Annotated in this window: 14 protein-coding genes; 7 read left to right on the forward strand and 7 right to left on the reverse strand. The window is 69.3% G+C overall.

Annotated elements, in window-relative coordinates:
• Positions 1-223 precede the first annotated feature (223 nt).
• Positions 224-1,426 (reverse strand): pyridoxal phosphate-dependent aminotransferase, encoded by a 1,203-nt coding sequence (locus OL358_RS09695; RefSeq protein ID WP_264709767.1) that lies wholly within the window; start codon positions 1,424-1,426, stop codon positions 224-226.
• 149 nt (positions 1,427-1,575) lie between these two features.
• Here OL358_RS09695 and OL358_RS09700 point away from each other — a divergent pair, with 149 nt between their 5' ends.
• The 4 genes from OL358_RS09700 to OL358_RS09715 are packed head-to-tail and all read left to right on the forward strand — an operon-like array spanning position 1,576 to position 5,167.
• Complete coding sequence (locus tag OL358_RS09700) at positions 1,576-2,472, forward strand: ABC transporter ATP-binding protein (protein WP_264709768.1); 897 nt, start codon at positions 1,576-1,578, stop codon at positions 2,470-2,472.
• Positions 2,469-3,323 (forward strand): ABC transporter permease, encoded by an 855-nt coding sequence (locus OL358_RS09705; protein WP_264709769.1) that lies wholly within the window; start codon positions 2,469-2,471, stop codon positions 3,321-3,323. The genes OL358_RS09700 and OL358_RS09705 overlap by 4 nt, the downstream gene beginning before the upstream one ends.
• A gap of 18 nt (positions 3,324-3,341) precedes the next feature.
• A complete protein-coding gene (locus tag OL358_RS09710) occupies positions 3,342-4,547 on the forward strand; it encodes a sensor histidine kinase (RefSeq protein WP_264709770.1) in 1,206 nt (401 codons plus the stop codon).
• Positions 4,544-5,167, forward strand: a complete 624-nt coding sequence (locus OL358_RS09715; RefSeq protein ID WP_264709771.1) for a response regulator — start codon at positions 4,544-4,546, stop codon at positions 5,165-5,167. The genes OL358_RS09710 and OL358_RS09715 overlap by 4 nt, the downstream gene beginning before the upstream one ends.
• 39 nt (positions 5,168-5,206) lie before the next feature.
• Here the strand turns inward: OL358_RS09715 and OL358_RS09720 are convergent, their stop codons facing one another.
• The 3 genes from OL358_RS09720 to aceB all read right to left on the reverse strand — a co-directional run bounded on the left by OL358_RS09720 (position 5,207) and on the right by aceB (position 8,993).
• Positions 5,207-5,542 (reverse strand): YciI family protein, encoded by a 336-nt coding sequence (locus OL358_RS09720; RefSeq protein ID WP_264709772.1) that lies wholly within the window; start codon positions 5,540-5,542, stop codon positions 5,207-5,209.
• 203 nt (positions 5,543-5,745) lie between these two features.
• A complete protein-coding gene (locus OL358_RS09725) occupies positions 5,746-7,341 on the reverse strand; it encodes an isocitrate lyase (protein ID WP_264709773.1) in 1,596 nt (531 codons plus the stop codon).
• Positions 7,342-7,352: 11 nt separating this feature from the next.
• Entirely contained in the window at positions 7,353-8,993 is a 1,641-nt protein-coding gene (gene aceB / locus OL358_RS09730; RefSeq protein WP_264710272.1) for a malate synthase A, read from the reverse strand.
• Between the two features lie 228 nt (positions 8,994-9,221).
• Between aceB and OL358_RS09735 the strand changes: the two genes are divergently transcribed.
• The 3 genes from OL358_RS09735 to OL358_RS09745 all read left to right on the forward strand — a co-directional run bounded on the left by OL358_RS09735 (position 9,222) and on the right by OL358_RS09745 (position 13,039).
• Positions 9,222-10,700, forward strand: a complete 1,479-nt coding sequence (locus OL358_RS09735; RefSeq protein WP_264709774.1) for an XRE family transcriptional regulator — start codon at positions 9,222-9,224, stop codon at positions 10,698-10,700.
• A 141-nt stretch (positions 10,701-10,841) separates the two neighbouring features.
• Positions 10,842-12,389 carry a glucoamylase family protein gene (locus OL358_RS09740; protein ID WP_264709775.1) on the forward strand — a complete coding sequence of 516 codons (1,548 nt, stop codon included), beginning with the start codon at positions 10,842-10,844 and terminating at the stop codon, positions 12,387-12,389.
• Positions 12,386-13,039 carry a TetR/AcrR family transcriptional regulator gene (locus OL358_RS09745; RefSeq protein ID WP_264709776.1) on the forward strand — a complete coding sequence of 218 codons (654 nt, stop codon included), beginning with the start codon at positions 12,386-12,388 and terminating at the stop codon, positions 13,037-13,039. Before OL358_RS09740 ends, OL358_RS09745 begins: the two co-directional genes overlap by 4 nt.
• Before the next feature lie 161 nt (positions 13,040-13,200).
• Here OL358_RS09745 and OL358_RS09750 read toward each other — a convergent pair whose 3' ends face one another.
• From OL358_RS09750 to OL358_RS09760, 3 genes are all read right to left on the reverse strand, one after another.
• Positions 13,201-14,355, reverse strand: coding sequence for a glycoside hydrolase family 1 protein (locus OL358_RS09750; RefSeq protein ID WP_264709777.1), 1,155 nt, complete (start codon positions 14,353-14,355; stop codon positions 13,201-13,203).
• 67 nt (positions 14,356-14,422) lie between these two features.
• Complete coding sequence (locus OL358_RS09755) at positions 14,423-15,361, reverse strand: carbohydrate ABC transporter permease (protein ID WP_264709778.1); 939 nt, start codon at positions 15,359-15,361, stop codon at positions 14,423-14,425.
• A 1-nt stretch (position 15,362) separates the two neighbouring features.
• Entirely contained in the window at positions 15,363-16,301 is a 939-nt protein-coding gene (locus OL358_RS09760; protein WP_413631373.1) for a carbohydrate ABC transporter permease, read from the reverse strand.
• Between the last annotated feature and the right edge of the window lie 5 nt (positions 16,302-16,306).

Raw genomic sequence — 16,306 nt, forward strand, 5'->3', positions numbered from 1 at the left:
GCGTGATGGGTCCCATGAGATCCCCTTCCGTCTCGTCTTGTGAAGGACGTCGAACGGGAGGCGACGATGTCGACGAAACGCGGTGCCCTGTGCGTCGTTGCGATCGAGTCGCCAAGACACGCCGCTGCGGCCGCATGAGGAGCGGCGTGTTTTGGCGAGTGAACGCGCGTGAACGCGCGACTCGATGACCTCGACGTCGGCGGGCGGTGTCGTTCCGGGCGGGCTAGGACGCGAAGAGCTGCTGGAGGCGCTGCACTCCCTCGAGAAGCGCGTCGTCGCCGAGCGCGTACGAGAGGCGAAGGTATCCGGAAGGGCCGAACGCCTCGCCGGGAACGACGGCCACCTCGGCCTCCTCCAGGATGAGGTCGGCCAGCTCGAGCGTCGTGGTCGGCGTCTTGCCGCGCCACTCGCGACCCAGCAGGCCGCGGACGTCGGGGTAGGCGTAGAACGCGCCGAGCGGGTTCGGCACCGCGACGCCGTCGATCTTCGACAGCTCCGACACGATCAGGCGACGACGGCGGTCGAAGGCCAGGCGCATCTGCTCCGCCTCGTCCTGCGGGCCCGACAGCGCCGCGAGGGCGGCGCGCTGGGCGACGTTGTTCACGTTCGAGCACAGGTGCGATTGCAGGTTGGCGGCGACCTTGATGGCGTCCTTGGGCCCGACCATCCAGCCCACGCGCCATCCCGTCATGGCGTAGGTCTTCGCGACGCCGTTGACGAGGATCGTCTGCCCGGCGGCATCCGGTACAGCCTCGACGATCGAGACGGCGCGCACGCCCTCGTAGACGAGGTTCTGGTAGATCTCGTCCGAGATGATCCAGATGCCGTGCTCGACGGCCCACTCGCCGATCGCCCGTGTCTCTTCGGGCGTGTAGACAGCGCCGGTCGGGTTGGAGGGCGACACGAAGACGAGCGCCGTGGTGCGGTCGGTGCGCGCGGCCTCGAGCTGCTCGACGGTGACCTTGTAGTCCTGGTCGGCACCGGCGAACACCTCGACCGGCACGCCGTCGGCGAGCGCGATCGCCTCGGGGTAGGTCGTCCAGTACGGGGCGGGAAGGAGCACCTCGTCGCCGGGGTTCACGACCGCCTGGAACGCCTGGTACACCGACTGCTTGCCGCCGTTGGTCACGATGACCTGCGACGGGTCGACCTCGAGCCCGGAGTCGCGCAGTGTCTTGGCCGCGATCGCCTCGCGCAGCACGGGCAGGCCGACCGCGGGGGTGTAGCGGAAGTTCGACGGGTCGGTGAGCGCCGCCGCCGCCGCGTCGACGATGAACTGCGGCGTCGGGAAGTCGGGCTCGCCGGCGGCGTAGGAGATCACCGGGCGACCATCGGCCTGAAGGGCCTTCGCCTTGGCGTCGACCTTGAGCGTCGCGGACTCGGCGATGGCGGAGAGCTTGCGGGAGAGCGGGGCGCGTTCTGTCACGACTTCGAGCGTAGTCCGCGAGTGCCCGGGGGAGTGTCCGGAATACCGATCGGCGCCGGACGGCGGAGCCGAGGCATCCACCGAATGGAGGATGCCTGCCCGACGACTGGAGGCTGCTCCCGCGCTCGCCGCCGAGGGACGGTGGAGTCATGGACGAGAACGTGGTGCGGGTGCGGAACCTGCGCAAGGAGTATTCGGGTCGGGCGGTCGTCAGCGACGTGTCGTTCGACATCGCCCGAGGGGAGACCTTCGCGCTCCTCGGGCCCAACGGGGCGGGCAAATCGACGACCGTCGAGGTGCTCGAGGGCTTCCGTCGGCGAACGTCCGGCGACGTCGCGGTGCTGGGCCAAGACCCAGGTCGCGCGGGCCTCGCCTGGAAAGCCCGCATCGGAGTCGTGCTGCAGACGGCCGGCAGCCTCGGCGCCCTCACCGTGCGGGAGTATGTGCAGCAGTTCGCACGGTTCTTCCCGGCGCCGCGCGACACCGACGAGGTGATCGAAGCGGTCGGCCTCACCTCTCAGGCGGGCATGCGCGTGGCGAAGCTCTCGGGCGGGCAGCAGCGGCGCGTCGATGTGGCACTGGGGATCGTCGGAGATCCCGAGCTGCTCTTCCTCGACGAGCCGACCACCGGCTTCGACCCGCAGGCGCGGCGCGACTTCTGGGCCATGATCCGCGGGCTGTCGGCCCAGGGGACGACGATCCTGCTGACGACGCACTACCTCGAGGAGGCCGAGCACCTCGCCGACCGCGTCGGCATCCTGGTGGGCGGCACGCTGAAGGCGATCGGGCCGGTCGCGTCGATCGGGGGGACGGATGCTCGCACCCCCCTGGTGCGCTGGCGCGACGTCGGCGGCATGCACGAGCACCGCACCGCCGAACCCGGACGGTTCGTCGCCGGCCTTGTGGAGTACCTGGACGACGAGCCCGCGGACGTGCAGATCGTGCGTCCCTCGCTCGAGGACGTCTACCTCGGCCTCGTCGCCGAGGACACGCAGCAGGAGACCGGCGTCATCGAGCCGGCGATTCAGAAGGAGACGGCGCGATGAGCACTCTCACCCGCACGACCGAAGCCCGCGGCATCCGATCCCCCGGTCTGGTCACCCTGGGGGCGTGGCGAACCCGCTTCGAGCTGATGCAGTACTTCCGCTCGTTCGACACGCTGGTGTTCACCTTCCTCTTCCCGCTGGTCATGCTGGGCCTGTTCAGCGTGGCCTTCGGCGGGAACGGTGACATGCAGCCCGCCCCCGGGCTGCCCCCGATCCCGGTCGCTCAGGCGTACCTGCCCGCGATGCTCGCCGCGGGGCTGCTGCTCTCCGGGTTCCAGAACCTCGCGATCGACATCGCGATCGAGCGCTCCGAGGGGGTGCTCAAGAGGCTCGGATCGACTCCGCTCTCGCCGGTGAGCTACTTCTTCGGCAAGATCGGCCAGGTCGCCGTCACCGGCGTGGCGCAGGCGGCGCTGATCCTGACCTTCGCGGCGGTCGTGCTGCGCGTGCCGCTGCCGACCGAGCCCGAGAAGTGGGCGACCTTCGCGTGGGTGTTCGTGCTCGGCATCGTGTCGTCGGCCCTGCTGGGCGTGGCGATCTCGTCGGTTCCGCGGACGGCGCGCAGCGCGACGGCGGTGGTCATCCCGATCGTGCTCGTCGTGCAGTTCGTGTCGGGGGTGTACCTCTTCTTCTACATGCTGCCGGAGTGGCTCCAGACCGCGGCGAGCTTCTTGCCCGTGAAGTGGATGGCGCAGGGCATGCGCTACGTCTTCCTGCCCGACGACTACGCGGCGCTGGAGATGAACGGCGAGTGGAACCTCGCCGGCGTCGCGATCGCGCTCGCCATCTGGCTCGTGGTCGGACTGGTCCTGGCGCGCGTCACCTTCCGGTGGATCCGGCGCGACGCGTAGCCTGAGGCCGGTGGCGAGATGCTGAACAGGCGGTGGTGGGACGCGGCGGTGATCGCCGCGTCCCTCGTGACGGCGCTCGCGATGTCCGTCGGTCTCACCGACGCTGCGGCCAGGGAGATCGCGGTGGCCATCGGGGCGATCCTGCTCTTCGCCGTCGCGTATGCGTTCGTCGCGCGCCCCGGGCTGGCCGATCGGCGCCCGTGGCGGCTTCCGGTCTTCGCGGGCCTCGCCGCCGTGGCGCTGGCGACGGGATGCTCCGTCCAGCCCTTCTTCGCGATCTTCCAGGCGATCGCCTACCCCCTGGTGTGGGTGCTCGCGGCGCGACGGCGTCCCGCGATCATCGGATCGGCCGTGGTCGCGCTCGGTGTCTTCGTGGGCGTGTCGCTCTTCGCCGGCATCCTCGCCGGTGGTGACGGAGTCCTGGGCGCCGTCGGCGCGGCCGTCGCATCAGCGGCTTTCGGATTCGCGTTCGCGGTCGCGTTCGGACTGTGGATATCGAGCATCGTGGAATACGGCGAGGAGCGTGCGCGGCTGGTCGCCGAGCTCACGACCGCGCAGGGCGAGGTCGAGTCGCTCAGCCGGGATCGGGGCGCCGCGGCCGAACGTGAGCGGCTCTCGCGCGACGTGCACGACACGCTCGCGCAGACGCTCGCGGGCCTCGCGATCCTCGCAGAGCGCGCCGGCCGGCAGCTGGCCGACGAGCGGACGGACGCCGCAGCCGACACGATCGCCACGGTCGAGCGCCTCTCGCGCGACGCCCTCGAGGAGGCGCGGGCGATCGTCTCGCGAACCGCCGCCGTGCCGTCGGATGCCGCGCTCGGCGATGCCGTGGACCGACTGCTGAGCCGCTTCCGGGCCGAGACCGGACTCACGATCGACCTCGAACTGCGCCTCGACTCGGACGGTGTGCTCGGGAGAGAGTCGCAGCTCGTGATGCTGCGATGCCTGCAGGAGTCGCTCGCCAACGTGCGCAAGCACGCCGCGGCCACCCGCGTGCGGGTGCTGGTCTCAGCCGGCCCCTCGGGGGGAGCGGTCCTGGAGGTGGTCGACGACGGCGGCGGCTTCGATCCGGCCGCGCGACGCGACGGTTTCGGCCTGGAGGGGATGGCGGAGCGTGTGGCGCTCGCCGGCGGGGAGTTCGAGATCTCGTCGAGGCCCGGAGTCGGAACCACGCTCGTCGTCCGGCTGCCCGGCACGACGTCGACCAGCGAGGTGACCGGATGATCCGCCTCGTGATCGCCGACGACCACCCCGTCGTGCGGGCGGGCCTGGTCGGCATGCTGTCGGACGAACCCGGCTTCGAGGTCGTGGGCGAGGCATCCGACGGCGACCAGGCCGCGCGCATCACGGCCGCGACGTCACCCGACGTCGTGCTGATGGACCTGCGCATGCCCGGTGTGGACGGCGTCGCGGCGACCGCCCGCATCACGGCCCAGGGCGACGCCAAGGTCCTCATCCTGACCACCTACGAGTCCGATGATCAGATCCTCGCGGCGATCGAGGCCGGGGCATCGGGGTATCTGCTGAAGGCCGCACCCCGGGCCGAGATCGTCGCGGGCATCCGCTCTGTCGCCGCCGGGCAGACCGCGCTCTCGCCGCAGGTGGCGGTGCGGCTGGTCGAGCGGATGCGCGCACCCGCGGTCGAGACGGTGCTCACCGCGCGCGAGACCGAGGTGCTGCGACTCGTCGCCGCCGGCCACAGCAACAAGCAGATCGCCGCCGCGCTCGGCATCGGCGAGTCGACCGTCAAGACGCACCTGCTCAAGGTCTTCGAGAAGCTCGGCGTCGCCGACCGCACACGCGCGGTCACGCTCGCGATGGAGCGGGGCCTCCTGCCCCGGTGACAGAGGGCGCGGGCCCTCGCGGACCCGCGCCCTCGTGCGTCACAGGTCGAGAGGCCAGAGCTCCCGCAGTTCCAGCACGCCGTGCGTGGCCATCGGATGCCGCGTCGCGACCTCGACCGCGTGATCCATGTCGCGGCACTCGAGGATGTCGAATCCCGCGATGACCTCGCGGGTCTCGGCGAACGGGCCGTCCGTGACGAAGACCTTGCCGCCGCGGCGGCGAACGGTCTTGGCGCGCTGCGGCGGCTGCAGCCGGTCGCCGTCGAGGTTGACCCCGCTCTCGGATGTCTCCTTCGACCACTCCTCGATCGTCAGGACGGGTTCTTCGGTCGTACCCACCTCGGGGTCGGCCACCACCAGCATCAGAAATCGCATCGCTTGTCCTTTCTCTTCGAGCGACGTTACGTCCAGGACGTCGAACGAGCGGGCAGGCGATCGACAAAACGATCGAACGAGTTGCCAAGACACGCCGCCCGCGGGGTCGCCGCGTCGGCGTGTCTTGGCGACTGAGTGGTTCGGAACCGGGAACAGCGGATGCCTCGGCACCGCGCACAGGGCAGTGCCGAGGCATCCTCAGCTCAGCTGAACTGGTTCATCGTGTTGTGGTGGCCGCCCGCCTTGAGGGCGGCGTCGCCGGCGAAGTACTCCTTGTGGTTGTCGCCCAGGTCGCTGCCCGCCATGTTCTGGTGCTTGACCGTGGCGATGCCCTCACGGATCTCGCGCCGCTGGACGCCCCTCACGTAGGCGAGCATGCCTTCGTCGCCGAAGTATCCCTTCGCGAGGTCATCGGTCGACAGTGCGGCCGTGTGGTAGGTCGGCAGCGTGATGAGGTGGTGGAAGATCCCCGCGCGTGCGGAGCCGTCACGCTGGAACGTGCGGATCTTCTCGTCGGCCAGCTGCGCCAGCGGGGACCCGTCGTACTCGACGTTCATGAGGTCGCCCCGGTCGTATCCGGAGACGTCCTCGCCCTGCTCGGCGAGCAGGTCGTACGCCTGCTGGCGGAAGTTGAGCGTCCAGTTGAACGACGGGCTGTTGTTGTAGACGAGCTTCGCGTTCGGGACCTCCGCACGGATCGCGTCGACCATGCCGGCGATCTGCTCGATGTGGGGCTTCTCGGTCTCGATCCACAGCAGGTCGGCGCCGTTGCGCAGCGACGTGATGCAGTCGAGCACCACCCGCTCCTCCCCGGTGCCCGGACGGAACTGGTACAGGTTGCTCGGCAGTCGGCGCGGACGCAGGAGCTTGCCGTCGCGCGTGATGACGACATCCCCGTTGCCCAGGTCGGAACCCGAGATCTCCTCGACGTCGAGGAACGCGTTGTACTGGTCGCCGAGGTCGCCCGGCTCGTGGGTGACGGCGAGCTTCTGCGTGAGGCCGGCGCCCAGCGAGTCCGTGCGGGCGACGATGATGCCGTTCTCGATGCCGAGCTCCAGGAACGCGTACCGCACCGCGTTGATCTTCGCGAGGAAGTCCTCGTGCGGAACGGTGACCTTGCCGTCCTGGTGGCCGCACTGCTTCTCGTCGGAGACCTGGTTCTCGATCTGGATGGCGCACGCGCCCGCCTCGATCATCTTCTTCGCCAGGAGATACGTCGCCTCGGGGTTGCCGAAGCCGGCGTCGATGTCGGCGATGATCGGCACCACGTGGGTCTCGTAGGTGTCGATCTGCGCCTGGACGAACTCGACCGCGGTCTCGTCGCCGGCGGCGCGCGCCTGGTCGAGCTGCGTGAAGAGCAGGTCCAGCTCGCGGGCGTCGGCCTGTCGCAGGAAGGTGTACAGCTCCTCGATCAGCGCGGGCACCGCCGTCTTCTCGTGCATCGACTGGTCGGGGAGAGGCCCGAACTCCGAGCGCAGCGCGGCGACCATCCACCCCGAGAGGTAGAGGTAGCGCTTGTCGGTGCTCTTGAGGTGCTTCTTGATCGAGATCAGCTTCTGCTGCCCGATGAAGCCGTGCCACACGCCGAGGGACTGCGTGTAGACCGACGAGTCGGTGTCGTACTCCTCCATGTCTCGGCGCATGATGTCGGCCGTGTACTGGGCGATCTGGAGGCCCGTGCGGAACCGGTTCTGCGCCCGCATGCGAGCGACCGACTCGGGGTCGATGGCGTCCCACGTGGAGCCGATCCGCTCTTTGAGGCCGCGGATGGCGTCGATGTCGTCCTGGTAGGCGGTCATGGTGGTCTCCTTCAGCGGGTTTCGATGAGGTAGCGGGAGTAGGCGGGCAGGGTGAGGAAGGCAGGGAACTCCTGGCCCAGTGCGACCTCGCGGAAGATCTCGGCGGCGTCGTCGTAGCGGTCGCCCTCGCGGCGGTCGACCTCGCCGAGCACCTGCGCGATCAGCTCCTCGACGTACTCGCGCGTGATCGGTGTGCCGTCCTCGGTGGCGCGGTCCTGGTGGATCCACTGCCACACCTGGCTCCGGCTGATCTCGGCGGTCGCGGCATCCTCCATCAGGTTGTCGATCGCCACGGCGCCGAGCCCGCGCAGCCAGGCCTCGAGGTACCGGATCGCCACGGACACGTTGGCGTGGACGCCCGCCGCGGTGATCGGTCGCCCGATGTGCACGTCGATCAGCTGCGACGCCTGCACCTCGACCTCGGGACGCTGGCGGCCGAGCTGGTTCGGCCGGTCGCCCAGCACCGCGTCGAACTCGGCCATCGCCACCGGGATGAGGTCGGGGTGGGCCACCCACGTGCCGTCGAAGCCGTCGCCGGCCTCGCGGTTCTTGTCGGCGGCGACCTTCTCGAACGCCAGCCGGGTCACCTCACGGTCGCGCCGGTTCGGGATGAAGGCGCTCATGCCGCCGATCGCGAAGGCGCCGCGCTTGTGGCACGTCTTCACGAGCAGGTCGGTGTAGGCCCGCATGAACGGGACCGTCATCGTCACCTCGCTGCGGTCGGGCAGCACGAAGCGCGCGCCGCGACCGCGGTAGTTCTTGATGATCGAGAAGATGTAGTCCCAGCGGCCGGCGTTGAGGCCCGCGCAGTGGTCGCGCAGCTCGAAGAGGATCTCCTCCATCTCGAAGGCCGCCGGCAGCGTCTCGATGAGCACCGTCGCGCGGATCGTGCCGTGCGGGATGCCGAGTCGCTGCTCGCTGAAGGTGAAGACGTCGTCCCACAGCTTCGCCTCCTCGCTCGACTCGAGCTTGGCGATGTAGAAGTACGGCCCTCGTCCGTTCGCGATCAGCTGCTGCGCGTTGTGGAAGAAGTAGAGGCCGAAGTCCACCAGAGAGCCGGATGCTGCCATCGTGCGGCCGGTGCGGTCGGTGAAGCGGATGTGCTCCTCGACGAGGTGCCAGCCGCGCGGGCGCATCACGATCGTCGGCGTGCGCTCGGCGGTGACCCGGTACTCCTTGCCTTCGGGGCTCGTGAACGACAGCTGCCCGCGGATCGCGTCGCGCAGCGACAGCTGACCCTCGACGACGTTCTTCCAGGTGGGGCTGGTGGCGTCCTCCTGATCGGCGAGCCACACGCGGGCGCCGGAGTTGAGGGCGTTGATCGTCATCTTCGGGTCGGTCGGACCCGTGATCTCGACGCGGCGGTCCTCGAGGCCGGGACCGGCGCCGGCGACCTGCCACTCGGCGTCCTCGCGGATGTGCCGGGTGTCGTCACGGAACTGCGGATCGTGACCGTTGCCGATCTCGAAGCGGCGGCGCAGGCGGTCGGCGAGTCGGTCGTGGCGTCGTGCGGAGAAGCGCTGGTGCAGCTCGGCGAGGAATGCGATCGCCTCGGGGGTGAGGATCTCGTCGTAGCGGGGGCCGAGGCGGCCCGCGACCTCGATCGCGGGCTCGTGGGTCTGGGTCGGGATGGCGCCGGTGCGCGTGCGCATCGGGGTGGCGGTCGCAGGTGTCATGTTCCTGCCTTCCTGGTGGAGTGCGATGTGAGGAGGGATGCCGTGGCCCGGCGTGTGTGCCGATGTCGAGCGATCCCGTGATCCGCGTTCTCGGTCCGATCGGCGGTGGTCGTGTGTCCACTGTGGGGTGAACTTCGGTGGTGTCTCCGACAGATCCGGGTGTGAACTTTCGGGATATTTCTGCTTTCGTGAGAGAATCGGGTCATGACGACGTCGTTCACCCGCGAATCGCACGCAGAAGTCGCCGACGATGAGGATGTGGATTCCCTCACCATCGGCCGCCGCATCCGGCAGCTGCGCACCGAACGCGGCATGACGCTCGAAGAGCTCGCGGCCGCCGTCGACCGTGCGCCGAGCCAGCTCTCGATGATCGAGAACGGCCGGCGTGAGCCGAAGCTCACCCTGCTGCAGGCGATCGCACGCGCGCTCGGCTCCTCGCTCGACGCGATCCTCGAGTCCGAGCCGCTCGACGAGCGGGCGACTCTCGAGATCGCGCTCGAGCGGGCGATGCGGGGGCAGACGTTCCAGGCCCTCGGGATCCCGCCGTTCCGCATCGGCAAGAACGTCCCGAACGAGGCGCTCACGGCGATGCTGTCGCTGCAGGCCGAGATCGAACGGCTCCGCGACGAGCGCGCGGCGACGCCCGAGGAGGCGCGCCGGGCGAACGTCGCGCTGCGGCGGCTCATGCGCACGCAGAACAACTACTTCGCGGAGCTGGAGGGGCACGCCCACGCGATCCTCGAGGCCGTCGATCACCCGGGCGGCCCGCTCACGCAGCGCACGGCATCCGACATCGCGGCGCATCTCGGGTTCACGCTGCACTACGTGCCCGACCTTCCGAACACGACCCGCAGCGTCGCCGACATCAAGAACGGGCGGCTGTACCTGTCGAGTCGGCTGACGGTCAAGGGCGACCCGCGGACCGCGGTGCTCCAAGCCCTGTCGAGCCGCATCCTCGGCCATCGCGAGCCGACGTCGTACGCGGAGTTCCTTCGCCAGCGCGTCGAGACGAACTACCTCACCGGCGCCCTGCTGATCCCCGAGGCGCACGTCGTGCCGTTCCTGCAGGAGGCCAAGAAGGATCGGGCCATCTCGATCGAGGATCTGCGCGACGCCTATTCGGTGTCGTACGAGACCGCGGCGCACCGCTTCACCAATCTCGCGACCGTGCATCTCGGCATCCCGGTGCACTTTCTGAAGGTGCACGAATCAGGAACGATCACGAAGGCGTACGAGAACGACGACGTGAACTTCCCGACCGACCGCCTGGGGTCGATCGAGGGCCAGATGTGCTGCCGCAAGTGGACCTCGCGCGTCGTCTTCGACGTCGACGACCACTTCAATCCGTACTACCAGTACACCGACACCGGCAACGGCACCTACTGGTGCACGGCGCGCGTGGAGCAGTCCAGCGAGGGCGCGCATTCGGTGAGCGTCGGCGTCCGTTTCGACGACACGAAGTGGTTCCTCGGTCGCGACACCCCGAACCGAGGGGTCTCGAAGCATTCGGTCGAGGCGTGCTGCCGTCGCGCTCCGGCCGAGCTGGAGGCATCCTGGCGCGAGAATGCGTGGCCGAACGTGCGCACGCCGCGCACCCTGCTCGCCACGCTGCCGACCGGGGCGTTCCCCGGGGTCGACTCGACCGACGTGTACGAGTTCCTCGAGGCGCACGCGCCGCGCTGATCGCGTGCCCCTCGGGAGGAGTGGGCGCGTGAGAGACCCGTGAGAGATCGGATGCCGGGGTTCTGCTAAAACCTTACAGGTGTTAGGTTTTCTGAACCGACGGTTCCGCCCGACGGAGCCGCTTTCGATGAGGAGAGCGCGATGAAGCGATGGCTGAGCACGATCACGGCGGCGGGAATCGTCGCCGCCGGACTCGGGATGGCCGCTCCGGCGGCTGTCGCGGGGGAGCGGGGCAAGGGCGGCGCCGACGACCTCAAGAGGTGGGCGCAGGACACGTGGGCCTCGCTCGACGCGATGACCGACGAGTCCACCGGGCTGCCGTCCGACAACGTGACCGGCGACCTCGCGACCGTCGGGGCGTACACCTCGCCGACCAATATCGGCGGCTACCTGTGGTCGACCGTCACCGCGCGCGATCTGGGCATCATCGACGCCGCCGAGGCTCACGAGCGCCTGGCGACGACGCTCGACACCCTGGAGGGTCTCGAGCGGAACGACGCCAGCGGCATGTACTACAACTGGTACGACCCGGCGACGGGCGCGAAGCTCACCACCTGGCCGGACTCCGGCGATCCCGTCGACCCGTTCCTGAGCACGGTCGACAACGGGTGGCTGGCGGCATCCCTCCGCATCGTCCGCGAAGCGGACCGGGCGCTCGCCGCGCAGGCCGACGCGCTCTACGACTCGATGGACTTCGCGGCGTACTTCAACCCCGAGGGTGCCCCCGGTCTCCCCGCCGGGACGAACCGCGGCGGATTCTGGGAGGTCGCCCCTCCCGGCTGCAGCGTCGAGGCGCCGATGTACAACGGCTCCGGCGAGACCGCGTTCTACACGTGCCACCACTACGACACGACCGTGAGCGAGAGTCGCATCGCGACCTACCTCGGCATCGCGAACGGCGAGATCCCGGCGACGGCGCTCTACGGGACCCACCGCACGATGCCTCCCGGCTGCGACTGGGCCTGGCAGGAGCAGCTGCCCACCGGCACCTACCGCACCTACCGGGGCGTGAAGGTCTGGGAGGGCGTCTACACGTACGCCGGAAAGTCGTTCGTCCCCAGCTGGGGCGGCAGCATGTTCGAGGCGCTCATGCCCGACCTGCTCGTGCCCGAGACGACCTGGGGTGCCCGCTCGTGGCGGATCAACCACCCGGTCACCGTCGCGGTGCAGAAGCACCACGGTCTCGACGAGGCGGGCTACGGTGCCTGGGGCTTCTCGCCCGCGAGCAACCCGTTCGGCGGCTACGCCGAATACGGGGTCGACCTCGCAGGCATGCGGTCGGACGGCTACACGTCCGATGCCGAGAAGACCGATGTCGACATCGATCGCCCCGGCTGCACGACGGGCACGAACCCCGACCCCGAGTTCGGCGACGGCGTGGTGACGCCGCACGCGAGCTTCCTCGCGCTGCCCTACGACCGCAAGGCCGTGCTCGCGAATCTGCGCCACCTCGAGGACGACCTCGGCGCCTACGGACCCGGCGGGTTCTACGACGCCGTCGCCGTCGGCAGCGGCACGGTCGCGGAGCGCTACCTGTCGCTCGACCAGTCGATGATCATGGCGGCGATCGGCAACGAGCTCACCGGCGATACGCTGAAGCGTTATTTCGTCGACAAGGAGATGGAGAAGCGCCTGCGCCCGGCGATGGCCGCGCAGGTCTTCAGCTCCCAGTGGAAAGCGCGCAAGTGACCCGAGAGCCGTCAGGCAGCGAGGCCGGGGCGTCCGAAACGGATGCCCCGGCCCGCGCCGCGCGCGCGCCCCGCGGCAGCTACGCCAAGGGGCAGGCGCGCCGGCAGCAGATCGTCGACGAAGCGCTGGTCGTCTTCGCCCGGGGCGGGTTCCACAGCGGCTCGCTGCGCGAGATCGCCAAGCGCGTCGGCCTGACACCGACCGGTCTCATGCACCACTTCGCCAACAAGGAGGAGCTCTTCACCGAGGTCCTCCGCCAGCGCGACGAGAAGATCCGGGCGGCGGCGGGCGACCCCGCCGAGCACACCCTCATCCAGCAGGCCACGAAAGTCGTCGCCTACAACCAGGAGTCGCGCGGCCTCACGTCGCTCTACGCGACGGTGTCGGTGGAGGCGACCGACTCCGAGCACCCCGCGCACGAGGAGTTCTCGCGCCGATACCGGCAGAGCGCCGAGGCCGCGACGCCGATTCTGCGCGCGGCGCAGGCGGACGGTGAGATCCGCGACGACATCGACCCCGCGCTCGCCGCACGTCTCGTGAGCGCCGTCATGGACGGCATCCAGCTGCAGTGGCTGCTCGACGACAGCGTCGACATGAACGCGCTCTTCGCCGAGTTCGTGCGCGGCTACCTGCTCCCGCCCGAGCGCTGATCCGCGCGCGACCCGCCGCGTCGCCGCATCCGTTCGTGGCGCGGCATCCGTTCGCACCCCACCCCGAGTCGCCAACACACGCCGCAGGGAGCGGGCCCGTGGCGGCGTGTTTTGGCGACTCAGCGCGTTCGAGGGCGCGGCGCGGCTCAGGGGGAGGGGGCTCAGCGCAGGGCGTTGGCGCGAGCGACCTCGCCGAGCCAGCCGAGGCTGGGCTTCGGGCTGCGCTCGAACGTGTCGCGATCCCAGGCGATGAGTCCGAACGTCGGCCGGTAGCTGCCCCACTCGTAGTTGTCGAGCAGGCTCCAGTGCAGGTATCCCCGCACGTCGGCGCCGTCGGCGATGCACGCGTGCACCGCCTCGAGGGCGCCGCGCGTGTAGTCGATGCGGCGGGCGTCGTCGGCGGTGGCCATGCCGTTCTCGGTCACGTACACCGGGACGCCCGCGCGGGACCACGCATTGCGGATGCCGTCACCCACCGCCGGCGGGAAGTACTCCCACCCCGTGAGGGTGCGCTCGGCATCGTCCGGGATCGGCAGCGGCCCCTCCGGCCCGATCTTCGTCCGCGTGTAGGCCTGCACGCCGATCCAGTCGTCGCCGCGAGCCGCGTCGAGGAACACGTCCTCCCGCGAGGCGCCGTAGGCGGCCGCGACCTGCTCGGCACCGTCGATCGGCTGATACGCCTGCGTCGCCACCGACCAGCCGGCGAGGCATCCGTCTCCTCGCACGATGTCGACGGCGCGCTTGTGCGCGTCGATCAGGCGATCGGTCACCGCGGGGACGCCGGGCGGAAGCCCGATGGAGGGGAATCCGACCTCGGGATCGGCGAGCACCGACACCATGTTGGGCTCGTTGATCGTGCAGACCAGATCGACGGCTTCGAGCACCGGCATGGCGGCTTCGACGTACCGGGCGAACCGGTCGGCCGCGGCATCCGAATGCCACCCGCCCTCCCGCGCGAACCAGATCGGATTCGTGAAGTGATGGAGCGTGATCATGGGACGCAGGCCGAGACCGATCGCCGTGTCGACCATGCGGCGGTAGTGGTCGATCGCGGCGTGGGAGATCCACCCGTCCTCGGGCTCGATCCGGGCCCACTCGATGCTGAACCGGTAGGTGTCGAGCCCGGCGTCGGCCAGCAGCGCCATGTCCTCGCCGTAGCGGTGGTAGCTGTCGGCCGCGTCGCCGGACGGCGTCTCGACGACCGCGCCGGGGACCCGTCCCCACTCGCGCTCCCACCAGTCGGAGTGGACGTTGCCGCCCTCGATCTGATGCGCCGCCGTCGACGCACCCCACAGAAAGCCGTTCGGGAAGTCCATCGGTTCGATGGTCCTTTCGTTCGAGCGGGCGGATGCCGCAACCCCGGGGTCGCAGCATCCGCCCGCATCACTTGATGCCGGTGAGCGCGATGCCCTGCACGAAGTAGCGCTGCAGGAACACGAACACGAGGAGGATCGGCAGCACCACGACGACCGCGCCGGCCATCATGAGTCCGTACTTCGCCGCGTTCTGGCTCACCGAGTAGAGGGCGAGCGCGACCGGGAGCGTGTACATGTCCTCCTTCGTCGCGACGACGAGCGGCCACAGGAAGTTGTTCCAGCTGCCGAGGAACGTGAGGATCGTCAGCGTGGCCACCGCGGGGCCGCACATGGGCATGATCACGCGCAGGAAGATGCGCCACTCGCTCGCGCCGTCGATGCGCGCCGCCTCGATGAGCTCGTCGGGGAGGCTCAGCATGAACTGCCGCATCAGGAAGACGCCGAGCGGCGAGATCAGGAACGGCAGGATGAGGCCCGGATAGCTGTTGACCAGTCCGAGGTTCGCCGTCAGCACGAACAGCGGCACGAAGGTCACGACGCCGGGCACCATGAGCGTCCCCAGGACGAGGCCGAACAGCAGCTTCTTGCCGCGGAACTGCAGCTTCGCCAGCGCGTAGCCGATCATCGAGCAGAACACGATGTTGCCGAGCGTCACGAAGACGGCCACCACCAGGCTGTTCACGAAGAACGTCGTGAAGTCCAGGCGGCCGAAGAGCGTCTCGTAGTTCTCCACGGTGGGATCCTGCGGCAGGAAGCCGGTGGGGTTCTGGCGGATCTCGGCATCCGACTTGAACGAGCCGAGGATCATCCACACGAACGGCATGATCATCGCGATCAGTCCCAGCGTGAGCACGATGTAGAGCCACCAGCGAGGACGCTCGCGACGGCGTCTGCGGCCGGCGGGATGGAGCTCGGGCTCCACGACGTCGGTGTCGGTCACCGATGCGGAGGCGAGGACCGGTCCCAGCCGTTCGGCCTCGGCGGGGGAGGCGGGCGTGGTCGTCATGTCAGTCCTTCCTTGAAATGAGGCGGAACTGGATCAGCGAGAGCACCACGATCGCGAGGAACAGCACGTAGCTGGCTGCCGACGCGTAGGCGTAGTTGCCGAACCCGAACTGGTCGTACGTGTACATGGCGGTGGAGAGGGTCGCATCGAGCGGCCCGCCTTGCGTCATCACGTACGGCTCCTCGAAGAACTGCAGGAATCCGATTCCCGTGATGACCGTCGAGAAGAGGATCGCCGGCCGCATCGCCGGGATCGTGATGTTCCAGAACCGCTGCCACGCGTTGGCGCCGTCGACCATCGCGGCCTCGTGGTGCTCTCGCGGAACCCCTTGGAGGGCTGCGAGGAAGATCACCATGATCGTCCCGATGTTGCGCCAGACGGCCATCATGATCAGGGAGGGCAGCGCCCAGCTCGGCGACTGAAGCCAGTCGGGACCCTGGATGCCGAAGACGGCCAGGAAGCCGTTGAGCAGGCCGTCCGGCTGCAGGATGAACCGCCACACGATGGCGATGGCGACGATGCTCGTGACCACCGGCGCGTAGTAGCCGACGCGGTACACGGTGCGGAAGCGGCGGATGCCCTTGTCGAGGGCGAGCGCCACGGCGAGGGCGAGTCCGATCGTGAGCGGCACCGCCACGACGACGAACGTGAAGGTGTTGAGCAGCGATCGCAGGAACCTCGGGTCCTGGAACAGGCGGACGTAGTTGTCGAAGCCGACGATGTTCACCTGGAACGGCGTCTGCAGGTCGCGCGTGGTCATGTCGGTGAAGCTCATGAGGAACGATCCGACGATCGGTCCGGCCATGAACACCAGGAACAGGATCACGAACGGCGCGGCGAACAGCCACGCGGTGCGGGTCATGCGGCGTTCCCGCCGCGACGACCGCACACGGGGTGCGGGTCGCCGCGGCGGTGCCGCAGGTGAGGCAAGGGCGGTCATCGGGT

It is taken from the genome of Microbacterium sp. SSM24, assembly GCF_025989145.1.
Classification (GTDB): domain Bacteria; phylum Actinomycetota; class Actinomycetes; order Actinomycetales; family Microbacteriaceae; genus Microbacterium.

Excerpts from the sequence above, each read along its gene's own strand:
- OL358_RS09700 (WP_264709768.1), top strand. The coding sequence starts at position 1,576 with ATGGACGAGAACGTGGTGCGGGTGCGGAACCTGCGCAAGGAGTATTCG.
- OL358_RS09705 (WP_264709769.1), top strand. The coding sequence starts at position 2,469 with ATGAGCACTCTCACCCGCACGACCGAAGCCCGCGGCATCCGATCCCCC.
- OL358_RS09710 (WP_264709770.1), top strand. The coding sequence starts at position 3,342 with ATGCTGAACAGGCGGTGGTGGGACGCGGCGGTGATCGCCGCGTCCCTC.
- OL358_RS09715 (WP_264709771.1), top strand. The coding sequence starts at position 4,544 with ATGATCCGCCTCGTGATCGCCGACGACCACCCCGTCGTGCGGGCGGGC.
- OL358_RS09720 (WP_264709772.1), bottom strand. The coding sequence starts at position 5,542 with ATGCGATTTCTGATGCTGGTGGTGGCCGACCCCGAGGTGGGTACGACC.
- OL358_RS09725 (WP_264709773.1), bottom strand. The coding sequence starts at position 7,341 with ATGACCGCCTACCAGGACGACATCGACGCCATCCGCGGCCTCAAAGAG.
- aceB (WP_264710272.1), bottom strand. The coding sequence starts at position 8,993 with ATGCGCACGCGCACCGGCGCCATCCCGACCCAGACCCACGAGCCCGCG.
- OL358_RS09735 (WP_264709774.1), top strand. The coding sequence starts at position 9,222 with ATGACGACGTCGTTCACCCGCGAATCGCACGCAGAAGTCGCCGACGAT.
- OL358_RS09740 (WP_264709775.1), top strand. The coding sequence starts at position 10,842 with ATGAAGCGATGGCTGAGCACGATCACGGCGGCGGGAATCGTCGCCGCC.
- OL358_RS09750 (WP_264709777.1), bottom strand. The coding sequence starts at position 14,355 with ATGGACTTCCCGAACGGCTTTCTGTGGGGTGCGTCGACGGCGGCGCAT.
- OL358_RS09755 (WP_264709778.1), bottom strand. The coding sequence starts at position 15,361 with ATGACGACCACGCCCGCCTCCCCCGCCGAGGCCGAACGGCTGGGACCG.
- OL358_RS09760 (WP_413631373.1), bottom strand. The coding sequence starts at position 16,301 with ATGACCGCCCTTGCCTCACCTGCGGCACCGCCGCGGCGACCCGCACCC.